At 38.9% G+C, this 18,411-nt stretch carries 13 protein-coding genes; 11 read left to right on the top strand and 2 right to left on the bottom strand.

Annotated features, from left to right (window positions below; genetic code table 11):
• Window positions 1-329: 329 nt before the first annotated feature.
• The 11 genes from lon (at window position 330) to ACFO3G_RS06770 (ending at window position 15,101) form a co-directional block, all read left to right on the top strand.
• Window positions 330-2,795, top strand: a complete 2,466-nt coding sequence (gene lon / locus ACFO3G_RS06820) for an endopeptidase La (protein WP_380079253.1) — start codon at window positions 330-332, stop codon at window positions 2,793-2,795.
• Window positions 2,796-2,941: 146 nt separating this feature from the next.
• On the top strand, window positions 2,942-3,481 hold the full coding sequence (locus tag ACFO3G_RS06815) for a DUF1599 domain-containing protein (RefSeq protein ID WP_380079251.1): 540 nt from the start codon (window positions 2,942-2,944) through the stop codon (window positions 3,479-3,481).
• Window positions 3,478-4,782, top strand: a complete 1,305-nt coding sequence (locus ACFO3G_RS06810) for a BT_3928 family protein (RefSeq protein ID WP_380079249.1) — start codon at window positions 3,478-3,480, stop codon at window positions 4,780-4,782. Before ACFO3G_RS06815 ends, ACFO3G_RS06810 begins: the two co-directional genes overlap by 4 nt.
• Before the next feature lie 26 nt (window positions 4,783-4,808).
• Window positions 4,809-5,567: a triose-phosphate isomerase gene (gene tpiA / locus ACFO3G_RS06805; RefSeq protein ID WP_380079247.1), complete on the top strand. Its 759-nt coding sequence runs from the start codon at window positions 4,809-4,811 to the stop codon at window positions 5,565-5,567.
• Between the two features lie 103 nt (window positions 5,568-5,670).
• Window positions 5,671-6,129, top strand: coding sequence for an SPOR domain-containing protein (locus tag ACFO3G_RS06800; RefSeq protein ID WP_380079245.1), 459 nt, complete (start codon window positions 5,671-5,673; stop codon window positions 6,127-6,129).
• Window positions 6,130-6,140: 11 nt separating this feature from the next.
• On the top strand, window positions 6,141-6,713 hold the full coding sequence (gene folE, locus ACFO3G_RS06795) for a GTP cyclohydrolase I FolE (protein ID WP_380079243.1): 573 nt from the start codon (window positions 6,141-6,143) through the stop codon (window positions 6,711-6,713).
• Window positions 6,714-6,990: 277 nt separating this feature from the next.
• Entirely contained in the window at window positions 6,991-8,268 is a 1,278-nt protein-coding gene (locus ACFO3G_RS06790) for an MFS transporter (protein WP_380079241.1), read from the top strand.
• A 27-nt stretch (window positions 8,269-8,295) separates the two neighbouring features.
• On the top strand, window positions 8,296-8,670 hold the full coding sequence (locus ACFO3G_RS06785) for a hypothetical protein (RefSeq protein ID WP_380079239.1): 375 nt from the start codon (window positions 8,296-8,298) through the stop codon (window positions 8,668-8,670).
• An 857-nt stretch (window positions 8,671-9,527) separates the two neighbouring features.
• A complete protein-coding gene (locus ACFO3G_RS06780) occupies window positions 9,528-12,674 on the top strand; it encodes an efflux RND transporter permease subunit (protein WP_380079237.1) in 3,147 nt (1,048 codons plus the stop codon).
• Window positions 12,637-13,884, top strand: a complete 1,248-nt coding sequence (locus tag ACFO3G_RS06775) for a TolC family protein (protein ID WP_380079235.1) — start codon at window positions 12,637-12,639, stop codon at window positions 13,882-13,884. The genes ACFO3G_RS06780 and ACFO3G_RS06775 overlap by 38 nt, the downstream gene beginning before the upstream one ends.
• A 65-nt stretch (window positions 13,885-13,949) precedes the next feature.
• The gene (locus tag ACFO3G_RS06770) at window positions 13,950-15,101 is read left to right on the top strand and encodes an efflux RND transporter periplasmic adaptor subunit (RefSeq protein ID WP_380079233.1); all 1,152 of its coding nucleotides are present in this window, start codon (window positions 13,950-13,952) and stop codon (window positions 15,099-15,101) included.
• Window positions 15,102-15,602: 501 nt separating this feature from the next.
• On the opposite strand, the gene ACFO3G_RS06765 is transcribed toward ACFO3G_RS06770, so the two are convergent.
• Window positions 15,603-15,848: a hypothetical protein gene (locus ACFO3G_RS06765; protein WP_380079231.1), complete on the bottom strand. Its 246-nt coding sequence runs from the start codon at window positions 15,846-15,848 to the stop codon at window positions 15,603-15,605.
• Window positions 15,849-16,240: 392 nt separating this feature from the next.
• Entirely contained in the window at window positions 16,241-17,725 is a 1,485-nt protein-coding gene (locus ACFO3G_RS06760) for a phosphoethanolamine transferase (protein ID WP_380079229.1), read from the bottom strand.
• Window positions 17,726-18,411 lie beyond the last annotated feature (686 nt).

Below are 18,411 nucleotides of genomic sequence, written 5' to 3'. Positions count from 1 at the left end.
TTTTAGGAGTTCCTGTGAGTCCAATGGTAGCTCCCATCCAAAAATTGGCTGCTTAAACTCCAAAAATGAGGGGTTGCTAAAAAATTAGAGGCTGAATCATTACGAATAATGACACAGCCCCTTTTTTTATTTAGAGGATCTTTCCTCCGTACAAACTATTGACACGTCCTTACTGGCAGGGCTTCCAAATGTCCATATTAGAGTCCTAATCATTACTTATTTAACTATGAATGGGGTGTAAAATCCAAATACCCCATAAAGTGTTTTGTTTTTGTACTTTTGTATTCGCTTGTAGAGATCTACAACTTAAAAAGAAATTATAAACTAAGATGTTAGACATAGATAGAAATCTTTTATTGGAGGATGACAATACGGAAGAGTACCCTATACCCTTTCCCGTATTAACATTGTGTGAAGAGACCGATGATTTCAAAATTGACCCCGTCAAATTGAACGATGGAGATGCATTGCCTATACTGGTATTAAGGAATATGGTTCTCTTTCCCGGCATAGCTATGCCTATACTCGTAGGAAGAACAAAGTCTCTAAATCTTGTCAGAAAGGTTGCAGAGGGCAATAAATATTTTGGTGTTGTCACACAAAAGGATGTTGATATTGAGGATCCTAAATTTGAAGATCTTTATAATAAAGGTACCATTGCAGAGATTGTAAAGTTGGCAGAAATGCCGGATGGTACAACTACTGCTATCATTCAAGGACATCAACGTTTTTCTCTCCAAGAAATAACTCAAGAAGAGCCCTATCTCATGGGGAAAGTGCAACTTTTGGAAGAGGTCTATCCTTCACAAGAAGATAACGAAAGCTATAGAGAGTATAAAGCACTGATCTCAAGCATCAAAGATCAGCTAATCAAGCTTCTCAGTCTTCCTCCATTCGAAGCACCCGCCGGAGCTATAAAGGCAATCAAGAAAATAAAGAATAGCGAGTATATGATCAACTTGGCTGCTTCAAGTAGTACCATAGCGCTGGAGGGGAAACAGAATCTTCTTGAATGTGATGATATCAAAATGCGAGGGCTAAGCCTCATGTATTACTTACAGGGAGAGTATCAGATGCTCGAGCTTAAGGCCAACATACAGATGAGGACTCACCAAGAAATGGATAAGCAGCAAAGAGAATACTTTCTACAACAGCAAATCAAAACAATTCAAGACGAGCTTGGTGGAAGTGTTAATGAAATCGATGTTGCCGAACTTCAAGAGAAGGTAAAAGACTTCGAATGGCCGGAATCTGTGGAAGAAAGCTTCGAAAGAGAGCTTATGAAACTTGAGCGATTGGCACCTCAGAGTCCCGACTATGCCATCCAGCTACAATATCTTCAAACCCTAACAGCTCTCCCATGGGGGAAATATTCTGATGATGATTTCAATATCAATAAGGCTCAAAAGGTCCTTGATAGAGACCACCATGGACTTGAGAAGGTCAAGGAAAGGATAATCGAGCAATTAGCTGTATTCCAATTAAATAAGGATATAAAGTCTCCAATCATATGCCTTTTTGGACCTCCGGGAGTAGGAAAGACATCCCTCGGCAAAAGCATTGCTGACAGCATGAATCGAGAGTATGTTCGCATTTCTTTGGGAGGCGTTCACGACGAAGCTGAAATAAGAGGTCACAGAAAAACCTATATAGGTGCTATGCCCGGACGAATCATCAAAGGGATGCTTAAAGCAAAAACAATGAACCCCGTATTTATCTTGGATGAAATAGACAAGATCGGAAATGATTTTAAAGGCGATCCAAGTTCGGCATTACTTGAAGTGCTTGACCCGGAGCAGAACTCAACTTTCCACGACAATTATTTGGATATACCTTTTGACCTGAGCAAGGTGTTGTTTATTGCCACAGCTAATAGTCTGAATACAATTTCACAACCACTTCTCGATCGAATGGAGCTAATAGAAGTCAATGGTTATATCACGGAAGAAAAAATACAGATAGCTCGAAAGCACCTCATCCCCAAACAAATCAAAGAGAATGGGTTGCAAGACGGAGATAAAGCCAAGTCGGCAAGAATTTCTTTTACACCTAAGGTGATTGAATACATTGTCGAAAACTACACTCGTGAGTCAGGAGTAAGAGCTCTGGACAAAGCCATTGCGACTATATGCCGCAAACAGGCCGTACGAATCGTTAAGGGACAAGAACCGAACAAAGCCATCAGCATCGAACAAGTTCAGATAGACTTGGGCGCTCCCAAATATAGCCGTGACAAGTACCAAGGTAACGAAATCATAGGTGTTGTCACCGGACTTGCATGGACAAGAGTTGGAGGAGAAATCCTATTTATTGAAGCCAGCCTTCACAAAAGCAAACAGCCCAAACTTACACTGACCGGCAACTTGGGTGATGTCATGAAAGAGTCTGCCATCATTGCTTGGGACTACATAAAAGCTCATCGTGAAGAACTAAATATAGAAGACACAATCTTCGATGATTACGAGCTACATATCCATGTTCCCGAAGGAGCTGTACCAAAAGATGGCCCGTCAGCCGGCATAACCATGGTTACAGCTATTGTTTCCACGATGACCAAAAGGAAGGTCAAAAACAAGTTGGCTATGACCGGGGAAATGACACTTAGAGGAAAAGTCCTGCCGGTGGGAGGAATCCGAGAAAAAATACTGGCTGCCAAAAGAAGTGGCATTACTGATATTATTCTTTGCAAAGAGAATAAGAAAGACATTGACGAAATCAACAACAAATACTTAGAAGGTCTCACGTTTCACTATGTTGAGACAATTGACCAAGTTTTAGATATAGCTCTTATTTAGTACCTTAGCTATATTTAAGAAACTATTTGAATTTGTTTGATGTACATTCATTATCAGAAGGTAACATCTTTCGCTGCAAATCACTTAACAACAACGATTTGCAGCGAAATCTTTGATAGTCTCTTTCACAATCAATACTTACCAATATGACCAATACAGAAGCTCAATTTAAAGAGATAATAGGAAAGTGCAGAGAGCTTTTCGTCAAGAAACTGCACGATTACGGCCCTTCTTGGAGGATTATGAGACCGGAAAGTCTTACAGATCAAATTTACATCAAGGCCAACCGAATCAGAAGTATCCAGACACAAGGGGTCCACAAAGTCAATGAAGGAATAGAACCTGAGTTTATCGGAATTGTCAATTATGGTATTATTGCTCTTATTCAGATGGATTTGGGTGCTGAAGATTCGCAAGTAACTATGTCTAACGAAGAGGCAATCGATCTATATGACAAGAAGGCAAATGAAGCTCTTAATTTGATGCTTGTCAAGAATCATGACTACGGAGAGGCATGGAGGCAGATGAGAGTATCCTCTTTTACAGATATTATTTTGACAAAAATCTTCCGAACAAAGCAGATAGAAGACCTTCAAGGAAATACATTGGTAAGTGAAGGTATTGATGCCAACTATCTGGATATGATCAACTATTCTGTCTTTGCGCTTATCGCCTTAACATTATGAATAAATTTAAAAAGGTCATTGTAGAGATATCAAGGGTTCTTCTTGGACTGACATTTACCTTTTCGGGATTTGTCAAGGCTGTAGATCCCATGGGATCGGCCATCAAGATTGGTGAGTATTTCACAGCCTTCTCCATAAATGTTCCGGACATACTTTGCACATTCTTATCTATTGTGCTTTGTATAGTCGAATTTATGGTTGGAGCAACTGCCCTGATGGGCATCTTTAGAAAGATTTGTTCAAAGATCACTTTTGCTATCATGATCTTCATGACAGCATTGACCTTTTACCTTGCCATAGCAAACCCTGTGGCTGATTGTGGCTGCTTTGGAGATGCAATCAAACTGACCAACTGGGAAACATTCGGTAAAAACATCATTCTTTTTCTTGCCTCATTGATTTTCCTTCGACACTACAAGAGTGTAGGAAGATTATTCTCGTTCAATTCGGCATGGTTGCCCGAATTAATCGCTTTTGTCGGAATCACAATCTTCACTCTGGGCAATATCCTATATCTTCCCGCTATAGACTTTAGACCTTTTAAGATAGGAAGACAGTTTGAAGCAATCGTCAGCATACCCGAAGACAAAGAACCGGACCAATATGAATATGTCTTCATTTATCAAAAAGACGGACATAAAAAGAAATTTGACATCAATAACTTGCCGGACTCTACATGGAAATTCGTCGAAAGAGAAGATCAGTTGGTCAAGAAGGGATATACACCACCTGTGCCGGATTTTGCTGTATTTGATGAATTCGACAATGATATCACTCCGGACATCATTGAAGAGGGCAAGAATGGCAAAAACAATAATCATAAGGGATTGATACTGCTTGTATCTCCGGATCTAAATAAAGCAGATGATGCAAAAGCTGATGTGTTTGGTGAGATATACGACTACAGCAAGAAAAAAGAGATTGCATTCTATGCTTTAACCGGATCCTCAAAGAAATCAATCAAACAATGGATTGACAACACGGGTGCGGACTACCCTATATTCTTGTCCGACGCAACAATTCTTAAGACCATTGCCCGTGCAAACCCATCAATCCTATTTATAAAGAATGGTATCATCACCGGGAAATATAGCTTTAGAGGTCTCCCGGATATGGACAAAACCTCTGCATTCATCGACAAAAACCTACCCCAAGACACATCTTCCATCACAAAGCCTTTTCCTTGGGGCAGATCGGTAGTCCTTGTAGGATGGGCGATACTGCTTATCTTTGTATGCATTAGAAGGTTTATCAGAAGGATAAACTTGAGTTTAAAAGTCAATTCTAACAGTAGTAAGTAAAGTAAAACAACCAAATAATTTTTGCAATGAGAAAACATATTGTAGCAGCAAACTGGAAAATGAATAAGACATTCCAAGAAGGAATGGCCCTTATTGAAGACGTGTATAAAACACTTGACGGATATAAACCAAATTGTGAAGTGCTTATTTGTCCGCCTTCATATTTCCTTGGTGCAATAGATAAAAAGTATTGTGACAAACTGACTTTTGGAGCTCAAGATTGTTCTGAACATACAAGCGGAGCATATACCGGTGAAATATCAGCGCCAATGATAGCTTCAACCGTGGCAAAGGCTGTCATTATAGGACATTCCGAAAGAAGAGCTTATCACAATGAAGGAAGCGAAATGCTGGCCAAGAAAGTAGACCAAGCTTTGGAGGCCGGACTAAGACCTGTCTTCTGCGTTGGCGAAAAGCTTGATCAAAGAGAAGACGGCACATATATGGAGGTGGTGGCAAAACAGGTAAAGGATGCTCTTTTCCATCTCTCAGACAAAGACTTTGCTAAGATCATTCTTGCATACGAACCCGTCTGGGCTATTGGTACAGGTAAGACAGCTTCTGCCGATCAGGCTCAAGAGATGCACGCAAACATTCGCAAAGTAGTAGCGGAGAAGTATGGTCAAGAGATTGCGGACAACTGCACAATACTCTATGGTGGAAGTTGTAAGGGAGAGAATGCTCCGGAGCTTTTCGCCAAACCTGATGTAGATGGAGGTTTGATTGGCGGTGCTTCATTGGAGGCATCAAAGTTTCTGCCGATCATCAAAGCATTTGACAAATAATCAACAGTAATAAATACAACCTTCCCTTAGTATTAGAATTATGTTACAATATCCGAAATACTTTATTCCAAAGCTTTTAATATGCTGCCTATTTCTACTGGGAATGACAGCTAAAGCTCAAAACAACTCATCAAATGAGGTTTCTGATACACCTAATTCGATTATTGAAGCTTTGGAATCCAACAAAGCCGGAGAGGGGAAGGTTGTACTTTTTATTCCAAGCGAAATAAGAAGTCGCATTGGAACAGTAAACAACAGGAATGGGCAACTTCTTCAAGGAGAAGGGAATATCAGCGTAAAGTCCGGCTACCGAATTCAGATCTATTCGAGCAATCGCAAAAATGCAAAAAACGAGGCTTACAACAGAGCCTCCAGACTTAACAACACCTTTCCTAACTTACCTTGTTATATAACCTTCCGGGCTCCATTTTGGAAACTATTGGCTGGAGATTATGAAACCATGGATGAGGCTCAAAAAGCATGCCGAGAGCTTAAGAAGTCACTTCCGGAATATGCCAGGGAAATTTATGTAATAAGGCATAAGATCAAAAAAAGAAACTAATAATATAGTATATGGAAACTAACCAAGACTCTACATTAAAAGAGCTGATGTCTCACTATGAGCAAGTGCTCACACTTTTGGGTGAAGACAAGAATAGAGAAGGCTTGATAAAGACCCCTCAGCGCGTTGCTAAAGCAATGCAATTTTTGACCAAAGGGTACAAGCAAGATCCAAAAGAGATATTACTAAGTGCTAAATTTCGGGAGGAATATAAGCAAATGGTCATTGTAAAAGACATCGATTTCTTTAGTCTTTGTGAACACCATATGCTTCCATTTTTTGGAAAAGCTCATGTTGGATATATTCCCAACCAATATATCACCGGTCTTAGCAAAATTCCAAGAGTAGTAGAAGTTTTTGCCAGAAGACTTCAGGTGCAAGAACGACTCACGACTCAAATCAAAGAATGCATTCAAGACACACTCAATCCGTTAGGAGTCATTGTTGTGATTGAAGCTCAACATATGTGTATGCAGATGAGAGGAGTGGAAAAGCAAAATTCACTTACTACCACAAGTGACTTTACCGGGGCCTTCAAGGAGGCAAAAACAAGAGAAGAGTTTCTCAATCTGATTAGAAGATAAAAGGATCGCCTCATAAAGGTCTTTTATTTATTCGGGTTGAATAAAGAAGATGCCCTGTGATAGCCAACTTTTAGTTAGGCCAACACAGCTTTCTTACAATCATCATATAGACGGTAAAAACAGCGTCTGACCAAATTAAAGGTCTCAATTGTCGGACAAATGCAATTGAGACCTTTCTTTTTGATACAGATAAAAACAAAACCATCTCTAAATTTAAACAGTTTCTTACAATCAATAATATTATCTTTGTGCTCCACAAACAAATTCATTTTGACACATGACATCAATTACAACAACCAAGTCGTACAAAGGGCCATTCATTGCTATGGTCATCCTTCTTTCGTTGATTGGTCTGATTACAAGTATCAATCAACAATTCCAATTACCCATCAAGGCGGCATTTCTCCAAAATGCCGGATCATATGAAAACACGCTTTCCACATTCTTGGTCTTTGCATTCTTCCTTGCCTACCTTCTTATAGGGCCTATTGCAGCCAACTATTTGGAAAAGCACGGATATAAAAAGACTTTACTCGTAGGGATTAGTATTCTGGGAGTCTCTTTCCTATTCTTCTTGGCTTCGGCTATTCAATACAAGATGAGCATCGATTCTCCGATTAATTTTCATATTTCCGACGCTGTCATACCTCTAAGCTATTTCATATTTGTATTTGGATCTTTTGTCAGTGGAAGTGGCTTAACATATCTTCAAGCTTCAGTGAATCCGTATATCGTGGCTTGCGATGTCAAAGGAACCTCAGCAGTTCAGCGACAAAACATCGGTGGTACAGGTAACTCCATTATGACAACTATTGGACCTCTGCTTGTAGCATATTGCATATTCAACGGCAAAGATGGCAATCAGGTAGACATACAGTCGATTATCATTCCTATGCTAATCCTAATCGTATTCCTTACCATCCTATTTATAGCTGTAAACAAAATGCAACTCCCCTCTATTGCAAAGACAGAGGTCAGTGAGGGTGATCAAGCTAAGGTTAGGGATCTTCTTGGATTCAGACAACTCACACTCGGAGCAGTTGCCATATTTGTATATGTAGGCGTAGAAGTATGTATCGGAAGTAATTTCAACCTCTATGCTAAGCACGACTTGGGTATGACAGCTACTGAGGCTGCAAAAATGGTCACATTCTATTGGGGAGCTATGCTTGTTGGTCGCTTCTTGGGAAGTTTCACCTCTCACATAAAGGCCAGAACACTACTTGGTATCTCTACTGCTGTAGCAGCTATTTTAGTAATTATGGCCATTTATACACGAATCTCATGGATGCTGATTGCAGTGGGGCTATTTCATTCCGTTATGTGGGGAGCCATCTTCAGTTTGGCAATTGATGGACTTGGCAAATATACCGCCAAGGGAACAGGATTTCTGATGATGGCCGTCGTTGGTGGAGCCATATTGCCATTCTTGCAAGGTTACCTTGCAGACATATTTGGCAAGTGGGAATATACTTGGTATCTTGTTTTCGCCGGTGAACTATATATGCTTTTCTATGCTCTCATAGGAAGTAGAGGCAAAAGAATAGTTGAATAAACAATCCATATTTAATGTAATTTCATTATGAAAAAAACAGTCTTATTAATTCCATTTTTCTTGCTTACAATGCTGATTGCATCATGCACTTCTTCTAAGCAACAAGTCATCAATATTCTCAATGAAACATCAGAGAAGATCGAAAAAGCCGAAACACTCGACGAAATCTATAAGATTAGCCAAGAGTCCGACCAGAAACTCGAAAAGATAGGTGACTATGAGAAATATAAGGATGATCCGGAAGTCAAAAAGGCAATAAAAGAGTTGGCAATGACCGCCACAAAAAAAGCCATCGAGCTGGCTGGTAAAAGTTCCGCAAACATTCTTAACTCAGCAATAGACATAACCAACAATGCACTTGGAGAAGAATCTGATTCGACAAATGACAATGAAGAAGAATGATCTTTCCTAACGTCTGAGAATGATGTCAGATTAACTTTGGCCGAACTTATCAAATCATGGTAAGTTCGGTTTTTTATACTCTTAAGGGATCTGTTTTGTAAGAGACCTTCCGAAGAAAATACCCAATGATTGTGAGAAAAGTCCGACTTCAATTTATTACTTTTGCAATCGATGAAGTTATTCGTGTACATACTCATAATCTATACCTTTGTTTTGTCACTGGGTATATGTCCTTGTCTTTTCAAAGACGGAGGCGATTATTCACGACTTCATTCCACTGAAAAGCGAGATATTATCTCTCAACACAATTCGGAGAAAGGTGGCTGTACACTTTTTTGCGTTTGTACATGCTCTACCTCCCATTCTCCAATAGACAACAAAATTTCAATACTGCGTGTTAGTGCAATCCTTCCATTGCCAAAAACCAATGTTTCCGCACCTTATCTAATCTTTTATCACCATAAAAACTTTCATACGCTACTTGATCCGCCAAGATATGCGTAACCCGATTTTCAATCTTTCTTCCATTTATCCTAAGGATCTATTTTGAATTGATTGAGAAGCAAATACAGACAACTTGAAATACTCTTTTAAGACATCTTTATTTGCTTTCACCCAAAATAGCACTTGGATTGTTTTATCTAAACAGAGACTATTGCACAAAGACGGCTCTACTTAGCCATATTTCTGTATTCAGATTCTGTTATATACTTGACTACAAACAATCTAAAGCATGCTCTATCTTCAATCAATCATAAGGCATTCTTAACACCAACTATTAACACTCCCCTCAAATATGACATTAGCATAAGGAGTATCATTTTTGAGGATTTAATTAAAGACTAACATTAGATATAATGATTAACAAAATCATATCATTCTCTATCAGAAATAAAATGATTGTATTTCTGATGACCCTTGGCATCATTGTGGTCGGAATATGGTCTATGGCAACCATCAATTTGGGATCGGTACCCGATATCACAGACAATCAGGTTCAGGTAATCACAACATCTCAGAATTTAGGAACAGAAGATGTGGAGCAATTCCTAACCTACCCCATCGAACTGGCTATGGGTAACTTACCCGGCGTCAAAGAGGTAAGATCGATCTCACGATCCGGATTGTCCGTCGTAACCATTGTTTTTGAGGATAAGATGGGAACATACAAACCTCGACAACTGGTGCAAGAGGCTCTTCTCGAAGCAAAAGAAAAGATGCCAAAAGGTATAGATGGACCAAGTGTAGGACCTATATCAACGGGGCTTGGAGAGATTTATCAGTACACCATTGAAGTCCAACCCGGATACGAAAAGCAATATGACCTAACAAAGCTCAGGACCATTCAAGATTGGATTGTCAAGCGACAAATGACGATGCTAAAAGGTGTTGTCGAAGTCAATTCTTTTGGTGGCAATGTCAAACAATACGAGGTCTCGCTTTCTCCTGACCGACTACGCACCTATGGTCTTACAGTTAACGATGTTTTTAAAGCTCTAAGTCAAAATAATGCTAATACTGGAGGTGGATATATTGAAAAAGACCGCATGGCCTATTTTATTAGAAGTGAGGGACTTGTTAGAAGCATCGAAGACATCAAATCAATCGTACTGACACACAACAATGGCATTCCGGTGACCATAGATGAGGTTGCCGACCATGTCGGATATGGCAATCGTATTCGCTACGGAGCCTTTACAAAGGATGGCAAAGAAACTGTTGGAGGCATTATTATGATGCTCAAAGATGCCAATCAGGGAGAGGTAATCAAAGCAGTAAAAAAGAGGATGGCCGAGATACAACAAACCCTCCCCAAAGGTTTGACCATCAAGCCCTTCCTTGAGAGAGACGAGTTAATATCAAGAACTACCAACACCGTCAAGTCCAATCTTATCGAAGGTGCACTGATAGTTATTTTTGCACTCGTACTTCTCCTTGGCAGTGTGAGAGGCGGACTCATCACAGCTACAACAATTCCCCTATCCCTACTTTTTGCCTTCATATTGATGAAGCAATTTAATATCTCTGCCAATTTAATGAGTTTGGGAGCTATAGACTTTGGAATAATTGTAGATGGGGCAGTTATTATCGTAGAGGCAACCGTCTTTGCCCTATCCAAAAGGATCAAAGAAACTCAAAGCAGGCTTACCGTCTCACAAATGGACGATATTACCTATCAGGCCAGTAGCAAAATGATGGGCTCTGCATTCTTCGGGCAGGTTATTATTCTTCTTGTGTTTGCACCAATACTGTTTCTATCGGGGGTAGCCGGCAAAACATTCAGACCTATGGCAAGCACCTTTGCTTTTGCCATGTTGGGAGCTATCCTACTCTGTCTAACCTATGTCCCTGCGATGGTTGCTACATTCATGAAACCCGGCAAAGAAAATAGCTTGATATATAAAATTGAGAGCAAGATTGAAGGTCTCAGCAAAAAAATTATCAAAGCTATCACAAGATGGTATGGTACAATGTTAGACAGGGCTTTGAAACATAAAAAGATCGTACTTCTATCAATCATAGCCATATTTATCCCCTGCTGCTTTTTATTTGCCAATATGGGTGGCGAGTTTATTCCCAAATTAGATGAGGGAGACTTGGCTATGCAGGCAATGATACGATCGGGTGGAAGCCTGAGTGAAAGCATAGAGACTTCAGAAAAGATTGAGATTCTACTCAAACAAAACTTTCCTGAAGTAAAGAGTGTCAGTGCCCGAATAGGTGTTGCTGATATTCCGACTGACCCAATGCCAATGGACATTGCAGATATATTTATCAGTCTCGAAAAAGACCATAAAAAGTGGACAAGTGCTAAAAGTCGAGATGAGTTGATCGAAAAGATGAGCCATTTGATAAAATCCAACCTCGTTGGGGTCAATGTTTTGTTTAGTCAACCGGTAGAATTAAGGTTCAACGAACTTCTGACCGGAATAAGGGAAGATATTGCGATCAAATTGTATGGCGATGATCTCAATCTTCTCAAAGATAAAACAACAGAGATTGCCAATCTTATCGGAGATATCGAGGGAGTCAAAGAAATCAACCCGGAAAGAATCTCCGGCCTTCCTCAAATTACGGTTACTTACGATAGACTTAGGATGTCTCGATACGGGATCAGCATTGATGAGATGAACGATTATATCAGTACTGCTTTTTCAGGAGGAGTAGCAGGAGAAGTATCCGAAGGAGAAAAACGTTTTGACCTGGTTGTCAGACTCTCTCCGGGGCACCGAAAAGGTATAGAGTCGGTCAAAGAGCTCCTCATATCTCTTCCCGATGGAAGCCAAGTCCCCTTATCTGAATTGGCCGAAATAAGATTTGCTCCCGCACCTATGCAAATATCGAGGGACAATACTTTTAGAAGAGTTTCAATTGGTATAAACATTCGTGGACGAGATGTAGCATCTGTAGTGGAAGATATTCGAAACATACTCAATGAGAAACTGCTTCTGCCTCCTGGATATTCTATCAGTTATGGTGGATCATTCCAAAATCTTCAAGAGGCCAAATCAAGGCTTGCCATCGTAATACCGGCTGCACTTTTCTTAATCTTTATTCTACTTTATTTCGCTCTACACTCATTTAAGCTTGCTACAATGATTTATATAGCGATACCTCTCTCGGCAATTGGCGGAGTGCTGGCTTTGACATTCAGAGGAATGCCATTCAGCATATCTGCGGGAGTAGGCTTTATAGTGCTTTTTGGAATATCTGTCCTTAACGGATTAGTCCTAATAAACTGCTTCAATAATATGAAAAATGAGCCTTTGGATATTCGGGTAAAAAAGGGGGCAAAAGAGCGACTTAGACCCATTCTTCTAACGGCCGTAACCGATATTGCCGGATTTATTCCAATGGCTGTTTCTACCTCTGCCGGTGCCGAAGTCCAAAGACCTCTGGCAACAGTAGTCATAGGCGGGATGATCAGTGCAACCATTCTCACGCTTATCATTCTTCCAATCCTTTATGAATTATCAGAAAACAATTCATCAAAAAGTAAATAATATGCGATATATACCTTTATTAGTGGCTATCACGATTGTTAGCAGTTTTGCAACAAATGCCCAAAAAGAAATAACATTGCAAGAGGCCAGACAAAAGGTCTTAACAGCTCCCGAGATCAAACAGGCAGAGCTTAATCTAAAGATTCAAAGACTCAATAGGCATCTGGATTATGACTTTGGAATGACCGAAGCTACTTATTCTAATGATAAAGAAAAGGCTCTTCCGGACAACCAAAAGATAGCCATCACCCAAAAGGATATGGATCTTCTTTCTATTTTCGCAAAACGAAGCCTTAGTCATGAAATGGTCGAGCTGTCATCTCTTCAAAGAGACTTCGTAACAACAACCATGATCAAAAATATTAGCGAAGCTTGGATAGCCAATTATTGTCGTGGTCAAATCTATCACATATATGAAGAAATCAATGATTCGTTCAAGAATATTTTAAGAGCAGCCCAAATCAGATACAAAGCCGAAGAGACTTCGAAACTTGATTTACTGGCGACTCAAAATGAAGGTTATCGGCTAAAGATAGAGATGCAAGAGGCTTTGGCAGACTACAAACAAACAGAAATAGATCTAAACAAATGGTTTGAGGAAGGTAGTAAATATCAAGCATCACTTATATCTTCCGAACAGCTTATATCGTCTTTGCCACCCATACCCAAGGATCTCGGACAATCAATCATTTTGGACATTGCTCAAAAGGGATCATCCGTAGAAGAGGCTAAGTGGAAGGTTATGAAATCGGGCTTCTTTCCCAAGATAAATATGGGATACAACAAAGCAATTGGCAACCATACCAATGGAGCATACGGTTTCGAAATAGGTATTTCGATTCCTCTACCTTTCAATGGAACAATTACAGAAGCTAAAAAGGCTAAAATACAGAAAGAGCATGCCAAACTTGAAGCTCAAAAAGTTAGTCGGGACACAAAATCTACCTATGCTTCGCTTTATACAGATTATCTAAAATGGCAAAAGACATGGCAGTATTACCAAGAAAATGCCCTGCCTCTGGCTCAAGAACAACACAAAGGAGCCATAAAAGCCTACGAAGAAGGAGGAATCGATTATATCACATTTCTCCAAAACATAAGAGATGCTCTGAAACTCGAAGTAGAGGCATGGCTCACATTTGAGTCATATCTAAAATGTTATTACACACTCGAATACCTCATAACAACAAACTCAAAGAACGAGTTTTAATTTATAAACAAACAGAGCATTATTCACTTCAAATGGACCATCAACCATTCTAAAATAAATTCATTATGAAAAATAATATCTTAATCATATCATTACTTTGTGCATCCCTCCTGTCTTGCAACAAAACAAAGACAGAAAATCACCACGTTCACGAAAGTGAAGAACAAGTTATTTTAAGCGAAAAACAGGTCGCAAGTGTCGGAATAGATCTTGACACAATTCCACTTATCATGATGGGTAAAAATATCAAAGCACATGGTCAAATCGCAGTTCCACCAAGCTTTAATGCTTCGGTAACTACTCTTATTGGCGGTAATATACAATCTATCAAGGTCAAAGAGGGAGATAAGGTATACAAAGGCCAGGTGCTGGCTACCATCATTCATCCGGACATAGCCAAAGTTCAAACCGAATACATCAAGGCATACAACGAGATGAACTATCTCAAGAAGGAGTATGAGAGAGAACAAACTTTATATGGAGCCAAACTTTCAGCCGGCAAAACCTTCCAAAAAGCAGAATCAGAGTATCGTGCCGCAAAAGCAGTAGTCGAAGGGTACAAAGTACAACTCAGACAGCTTCATATGTCTCCGGAACGAATCCTCAACGGCATCATTTACGACCATATCACCATTACAGCTCCAATCAAGGGGTATATCCAAGAGGTGCCGGTACATATAGGCCAATATGTAGATAATGGAACACCCATATTCAACATTGTAGACAATTCACAACTTCACGCTGACCTAATGGTTTACGAAAAAGATATCCCGTATATTCATGCAGGACAACTTGTCAAGCTAAAGTTAACCGCAGATCCCGATAATGAATACACAGGAAAAGTTGAGACCATAGGTAAAAGTTTTGAAGAGGATCCAAAAGCTTTGCACATTCATGTTGAACTTGATCGAAAAAGCAATATTATGATGCCTAAGATGTATCTGACAGGCGAAATATATACTGATCCACAAACAAAAACAGCAATGAAGGACGACGCCATCATAGAGGAAGATGGCAAGAATTATATTTTCATGGCTACCACAAAAGATGACCACATCATTTTCAACCCCGTGGAAATAGTCAAAGGGGAAACAGATAACGGATACACCGAAATCAAGCTCACTAAAGATCTTCCAAAAGGTTCTAAATTTGTACAAAACAATGCCTATTACATCATTGCAGAAATGAAGAAAAGTGAAACATCTCATGAGCACTAAAGTCAAATATTACTGCCAATAATAGGCATCGTAAAACAAGAATAACAATGTGCTTTTTCGATTAAACCGGATGCTATTAGATAAATAATGTAAATACGCGTATCCGTTTTAGTAACCTAAAAACAGCCTTTTTGACTTCAAAAAGAGGCTGTTTTTTTTGCCAAATACACAAAATGATCAAATTAATCGGCACAACTATATGTTAAACTATATTAAGTAGATTTGTAATTTATATTTTGGCGACTTAAAAATCACTTTAAGGCTGCCTTTTTTGGAAGGTCGCGCGACTTGCAATCCATTCTCGCGCTACCTTGAAGGTAAACTCGCGCGAGGTTGCACCTGAAGTAGCGCGACTTCGCATGTCAAGGTCGCGCGACAACGGATCGAGAGTCGCGCGAGAACAGATTGCTTCTCGCGCGAGCTTATTTGTTAAAATAGCGCATAAAAAAGCCCGTTTCGTACTATAAAAACGGGCAAAGTCGGTAAGAAGGCCGGATGACCCTAACCCTCGAATTTGTGATTTTGAGTTTGAATCAGTGTGTTTTGGGTAGCTTTTTGAACAGCAACCAAGGCAACAGTATTTAACAAATAAAGTTCTCTCATTTCGAACTTCACAGCCCTATGAGAAAGACTATCGCATAGATAAATTTGCTCACGGTCAACAAGACATATCACACGCTCTTGGAAGAATAATCCACCAAGCAAAATCATTGTCAAAAGTATGGTTAGTAATATGCTTATCTCCATGGTTAGTGTTCTTTACATCAAGACTAAGGTACTAAAAATGATTCTCAATAGCAATGAGACTCTTTTCTCTTGAAAATAATCTATGGGATTTTTGGACTAGAAGGGACCATTTGTGATAGTAAAAGAGCTTCTAAATAGGATAGAAATAATTAAAGGATGTCTCTCGACATCCTCTAACCAACATTGTTAACCTTAAATCTAATACTATTATGAAAAAACCACGAGCAAATATACTCAGATCTAATTAACTAAACAAATTAAGCGAAAGAATTATACCACTTTTATTATCTTACAGACAAATAAAAATGATAAATACATATCATTTTGAAGTTAAAAATACCATTTATATAACGGATTGCTATATCATTGCTTTATAAATTCCGAAATAAGTTTCATTTGTCAAAATTAGGAGAAAAGATTATTTCCTTCCGCTTTATAGCTTCCTCGGGTTGATATTCATTCGAAAAAAGAGCCAGAACAGTTCGATCGTAATTTGTACGAATCCCCATCAGATCGATTAATGTTTGAGTTAGGAGATCAGTTGTAAATGGTTTAGTCGAAGAAAGTCTAACAGATTTGGCTTCTGCAGGATGATCTTGCATAAACTTATCTGACATCCAGACAAACATAGGAATAGAGAAAGTTCCTTTAGTTTGCAATCCTGTACCATGACCTATTTTCCCGTCCAACTCATAAATTGACTCTCCATGATCAGGCACATAAAAAACAATAGCATCGGAATTATTGTAATGCTCGAAGATTTTTGAAACGACATAATCATTGTAATAGATACTATTGACATAGTTCACCAAATCTGTTTTTTCGGATTTAGTGTACTTTTCCTCTATATCTTCATAATCAAACTTATAAAAACTATGTGGATATCTCTGACTATAATTATAGTGCGACCCCATCAAATGAACAACCTGGAATAGAGGCTTCTCTTTCGCTACTCTTAAATAAGGCAATACGCTTTCGTCATAGCAACTAACCGCTAAATCAGCTGACTCAGCACCTACATATTTTGTACCATCAAACAAGGATGCAAGGGATGCAATCTCATCGGCATTCTCCCCCATTTTCTCCTGAGAAGAGAGCCAAAAAGTATCATACCCAGCTCTTCTCAAAATCAAAGGCAAAGCCGGGTATTCGTACCACTGCCCTTTATTCACAAGATTATAAAGAGTAAGCATTCTGCTAACAGCGGCATTGGTATATGAGGCACATGAGGTAACATCGGTATACTTAACCACTCTACCCTCACGAATTAGCGAGTCCAACTTAGGTGTATTGCTAAGATGATAGCCATACGCATGCATATAATTCTTATTGAGACTCTCACCGATGATCAGCACAACATTGGGCAATGATAATGTATCATTAGAAACGACAAAGTCTATTCTGCGCTGTATCTGATTAAGGTTACCAATATAGTTTATTGAACGATGTGCAACCCAAGATGATGTTAAAGCACGTAACAGGAATGAGGATTGGTAATATCGTGGAAAATTGGTGTTCAGATTGAGTATTGTAGCCGGGATTCCACATATCAGTAGAAAGAGGATAATACAATCGAAGTACAATGACTGCATTATCTTCTTTAGTCCAATAGCCAAACAATAAGCCAAGAAATAGATTGACAACACAATTAGAAGAACAGGAATAAAATTGGACAACCTGAAAAACAATCCAACCATTTCTTTTGCCTCGATTGGATTTGTTTTGAAAACTGATGAGGCTATAGATGTCGAATATAAAGTATTGAAACGTAGTAAAAGAAATGTTTCGAATAGCAGCCATACTGCACAAACAAAAACTACCACGATACGAATAGACCTCTTCCACCCTCCTCTAAAGAGAGAAACTACATAGGCCATCAGAGAGGATGTAAACAAAGATTCAAGACAACCAACAATAAGTTTCCGATGCACTATAAGAACCTCTTGATATATAATATTTGACCATACTATAAAAGTTAAAGACCCTAACAGTACCACAGAGAACAAAAAAGACTCGGAGGAGATATGAGAAAAGAGATGATTAAGTAAACGCTTCATTATTATACAACTTCACACAATGGATGAAACTCAAATTAGAAGATCAAAAAATCTTCATAAAGATAACCCCTTTCGAGCAAGAAAGCCGGACCAAAAACAAAAAAAGCAGTCTTATCGACTACTTTTTTGTTGTGTTGATTGTTGTGTATGTTGGCTGCATCAGAATAATTTAACATCATTAACATCTACCTATAACAGGCATAGATATAGAAATACAAATCAATAAACTCAAATAAAAAGACGCATAACAATTCGTAAGAATAAGCCCTATTTTATGAGGTATTTATTGGTTATAATAGTGTTTCAAAAGCAAATCATTCTGATTTCCGCTCCTAAGGTAAAAACATTTTTGAAATACGACAACACAAATCAGCTTAATACCAATAGTGTCCTAAACGTTTTTGACGAATAAAAAGAAAAGGGTAGGTTTGTATTGAACAAAAAAGAACAGCTCCAAGAGCTGTCACCAACCACCCTTTTCATGGCAAATATAACACTATTCGCAC

Origin of the sequence: Falsiporphyromonas endometrii (assembly GCF_042654485.1) — a bacterium.
Classification (GTDB): domain Bacteria; phylum Bacteroidota; class Bacteroidia; order Bacteroidales; family Porphyromonadaceae; genus Porphyromonas; species Porphyromonas endometrii.
The sequence above is the reverse complement of the archived record's forward strand: the minus strand, read 5'-3'. Positions and strand labels throughout refer to the sequence as shown.

Excerpts from the sequence above, each read along its gene's own strand:
- ACFO3G_RS06770 (WP_380079233.1), top strand. The coding sequence starts at position 13,950 with ATGAAAAATAATATCTTAATCATATCATTACTTTGTGCATCCCTCCTG.
- lon (WP_380079253.1), top strand. The coding sequence starts at position 330 with ATGTTAGACATAGATAGAAATCTTTTATTGGAGGATGACAATACGGAA.
- ACFO3G_RS06760 (WP_380079229.1), bottom strand. The coding sequence starts at position 17,725 with ATGGCCTATGTAGTTTCTCTCTTTAGAGGAGGGTGGAAGAGGTCTATT.
- ACFO3G_RS06780 (WP_380079237.1), top strand. The coding sequence starts at position 9,528 with ATGATTAACAAAATCATATCATTCTCTATCAGAAATAAAATGATTGTA.
- ACFO3G_RS06815 (WP_380079251.1), top strand. The coding sequence starts at position 2,942 with ATGACCAATACAGAAGCTCAATTTAAAGAGATAATAGGAAAGTGCAGA.
- ACFO3G_RS06785 (WP_380079239.1), top strand. The coding sequence starts at position 8,296 with ATGAAAAAAACAGTCTTATTAATTCCATTTTTCTTGCTTACAATGCTG.
- ACFO3G_RS06765 (WP_380079231.1), bottom strand. The coding sequence starts at position 15,848 with ATGGAGATAAGCATATTACTAACCATACTTTTGACAATGATTTTGCTT.
- ACFO3G_RS06810 (WP_380079249.1), top strand. The coding sequence starts at position 3,478 with ATGAATAAATTTAAAAAGGTCATTGTAGAGATATCAAGGGTTCTTCTT.
- tpiA (WP_380079247.1), top strand. The coding sequence starts at position 4,809 with ATGAGAAAACATATTGTAGCAGCAAACTGGAAAATGAATAAGACATTC.
- ACFO3G_RS06775 (WP_380079235.1), top strand. The coding sequence starts at position 12,637 with ATGAATTATCAGAAAACAATTCATCAAAAAGTAAATAATATGCGATAT.
- folE (WP_380079243.1), top strand. The coding sequence starts at position 6,141 with ATGGAAACTAACCAAGACTCTACATTAAAAGAGCTGATGTCTCACTAT.
- ACFO3G_RS06800 (WP_380079245.1), top strand. The coding sequence starts at position 5,671 with ATGACAGCTAAAGCTCAAAACAACTCATCAAATGAGGTTTCTGATACA.
- ACFO3G_RS06790 (WP_380079241.1), top strand. The coding sequence starts at position 6,991 with ATGACATCAATTACAACAACCAAGTCGTACAAAGGGCCATTCATTGCT.